The sequence below is a fragment of the Hydrocoleum sp. CS-953 genome, assembly GCF_002260545.1.
GTDB lineage: Bacteria > Cyanobacteriota > Cyanobacteriia > Cyanobacteriales > Microcoleaceae > Trichodesmium.
This window is the reverse complement of sequence record NZ_LGSU01000449.1, coordinates 1-3,156: the sequence shown is the minus strand read 5'-3', so window position 1 is coordinate 3,156 and position 3,156 is coordinate 1. Positions and strand designations below refer to the sequence as shown.

Here is a 3,156-nt window from a genome sequence, read left to right as displayed (position 1 = left end):
GTTATTAAGTAATTAAACTAAGATAATTACTTTTTTGTTAGAAAAGAGCAATTTTAGCATTAATTATTCTTGTTNCTTCAGTTATTAAGTAATTAAACTAAGATAATTACTTTTTTGTTAGAAAAGAGCAATTTTAGCATTAATTATTCTTGTTTGTACGGACGTTGCACAGGCAAAAATGCGTTTTCGGTTCCGGAATGCTCCGCAAACATGTCGCTCCGCGTTTTGCTGGCGCACAACTTTCCTGACGGAATACTCCGCAAACGCACTTCGGCTGTCGCCGACATATAAAGCGGAGCTTTGCGTTAGCAAAACGTCCCTACACTCCCCTACTTCAATCAAATATAGAAAAGTTTTTGAGAAATGGTATTACTAATAGGGAGATGAGATAATGAGGAAATTCAAAAATAGCATTATGTTTGGTATTTAATATAAATAATCTCTCAATAATTGGCAAAACAGAAAAAAATATTCCCACTCCATAAGAAGAGGGAATATTGAGTGATGGTTGAGTTGGCAAAAAACTAGCGAAAAAAATTATATTATATCCGGTAGCATCGGTATTGTATAGGGAAATTCAGTAATTAACAATGTTCATGTCGTTGACAGCCGATACAATGGGAGGCTTCAAGGCGTGAATTATTGAATGAATAATTAATTGACTATCAACTCTTAATTATTAATTATTAACTATAGCAATCCTATTTTATTCGTGACAAAAATCTTACTGCTTTTTAGGGAACAAGGAGCAAGGAACAGGCAATAGGAAACAGGTGAGAGTTTCAACTTTTTTATTTACTTTTTAATTACCCGCAACCTATTTAGACTTTCTATATTAATTATTCGGTAAGGAATAAGGAAGAAAGAAGAAGACTTTAGTTATCTAGGAGAGAAGCTTTAATATAAGGAAAAACCTTACATAAGATAGATATTTTTCCTGCTTTTACACAAACGATACTAACGGAAATGATATTATTTGTACTGAAGTAAAATAGATCAAGTCTGTAATGAAATCAAAAAAACTTATCCTCACAATTTCAGTGGCAAATCTCCCCCCTATTACCGGGTAATTAATAATTAATAATTATTAATTAAATAATTGAGGTTAAAAGCCTCCCCTTTCAAGGGGAAAAAAANGATCAAGTCTGTAATGAAATCAAAAAAACTTATCCTCACAATTTCAGTGGCAAATCTCCCCCCTATTACCGGGTAATTAATAATTAATAATTATTAATTAAATAATTGAGGTTAAAAGCCTCCCCTTTCAAGGGGAAAAAAAATAAATTTTTTCCCCCTTTGTGTCTTACCTCTCCCTAAAAGGGAGAGGTAATTATCAATTATCAATTATCAATTATCAATTAATGAACCTACTTTCCTCCTCCCCTACTCTCCTACTATACAATAACTGTTCAACCGGATATTATATGACTCTTTTTTCAAGAGACCAATCTTCTAATCCAACCATTAACTGTAAACCGACTATGTTCAAATGCTTTGGAAGGACAAACTACAGGCATTACTTCATGTCGGCAACGGCTGTTAAAAAATACAATTGAATTATTAGCAGGTGTAATAGTTTTATAATTCTGATGAGTTATTGCTCCACCACTTTTCAATTCAGTATCATAAATTCTTAGTTCACCACCAGAAAAAGCTTTAGGTTCTTGATAAAAATAATAAACATAAGTAAGTTCTCTACTAGCAGTTTTTTCGCTACCTGCATCGTTATGAATTTTGTAATAACATCCATCATTATGTGCCGTTAATTGCACTTCAATTTCTGATATCTCGAAGGGACGAAAATTTAGTTTAGTTAATACTTCTGGCAATGTTTCTAATACTTTGCTTTGAATAAGTGCTGATAACTCAGGAAAGTATTGTGAAAATAGTACATAAGATTGGCGATATTTATCTGCTTTAGTTGTTGTGGTTGATTCAATATATTGGTCTCGTTTTTCAATTGCCTCTTCTATGGCTTTTTGATTATCTTCAGGTAATAATAAGTTTGGAATTTCTACATAATCAGCAGATAAAAAATTAGGTTTTACTTGTATTTTTGGCGGTGCTTTAGTAGAGAATCTTGTGCCTAAATTATTTGTCTGTAGTTCATTGAGTTGTTGTTGAGCTTCGGATACTAATGTAGCTGGTGAAGGATTATTTTGCTGAGATAAAAGACCTGTCATTTCTAGAATTTTTAGAGCTACTGTTGCTCGTTCTTGTGCCGGAAGTTGTTGATTTTTGAGAATTTCTTCTAAAGTATCAATTGACTGGAGCAGTAATTTTTTGACTCTTTCTGTGGCAACAATATTGTGATGATTAAAATTGCTACTGTTGTTGACTTTTGGTTCTGTGTACATAATGAAATTCGATAATTTACTAGAGGTTTGATGATGCTTTACCTTAATAGTTTATCTTATTGATTTGCAGATGAGATGTATGTAGATACTTAAGTTAATATTGAATTCTCAAGGATATGTCTAAATTTATCCTAAAATCATATAGAAGTTAGCAATTATATCATGTCCGGTTAAATAGTTATAATTAAAGCTCGTAGTAGGGCTTGAGCAAAAAGTTATAGATATTCCTATAGTACGGCTTGAGCAATATGAAATGATTTGCGAGAAAAAAACAGTAGGGGTTTGGTCTCCAAACCCAAGTTATAAGGGATTTGGAAACTAAATCCCTACGTTCAATAATTATAGCAGTTTTCATTAATATAGAGTACAGGGATTTGGGTTTAAAGGAAGAAGGCTTTAGTTATCTAGGAGAGAAGGAAGAAGGAAGAAGTTTTGTAGTCTACCTTTGTGAAAACCGCTATAATAATTNATAATTAATAATTAATAATTACCTCTTCTTATAAAGAAGAGGATTGGCTAAAAGGAATTTTTTTTTCTTTTTTATCCATGAATGGAGAGGCTTTATACCTTAATTTTCCGGTAAAATATTACAACCTATTCAGAATTCCTATACAAACAAAAACTTTTTTATCACTAATCATCCAGACATGATATTATCCATTATCAGCTTTTTTTACTTTTCTATCCTTGTCTTGGTTGAGCAGATAACTTATTGTACCTAATACTTACTAAGGAACCCTATATAATACCATTTATCAAAAACTTTTCTACATTTTATTGAGCAGGGGAATAGGGGAGT

General features: G+C 31.9%; 1 protein-coding gene. It reads right to left on the bottom strand.

Annotation, left to right across the window (positions count from 1 at the left end):
• Nucleotides 1–1,436: 1,436 nt before the first annotated feature.
• A complete protein-coding gene (locus AFK68_RS04495) occupies nucleotides 1,437–2,357 on the bottom strand; it encodes a 2OG-Fe(II) oxygenase (protein ID WP_094671766.1) in 921 nt (306 codons plus the stop codon).
• Nucleotides 2,358–3,156 lie beyond the last annotated feature (799 nt).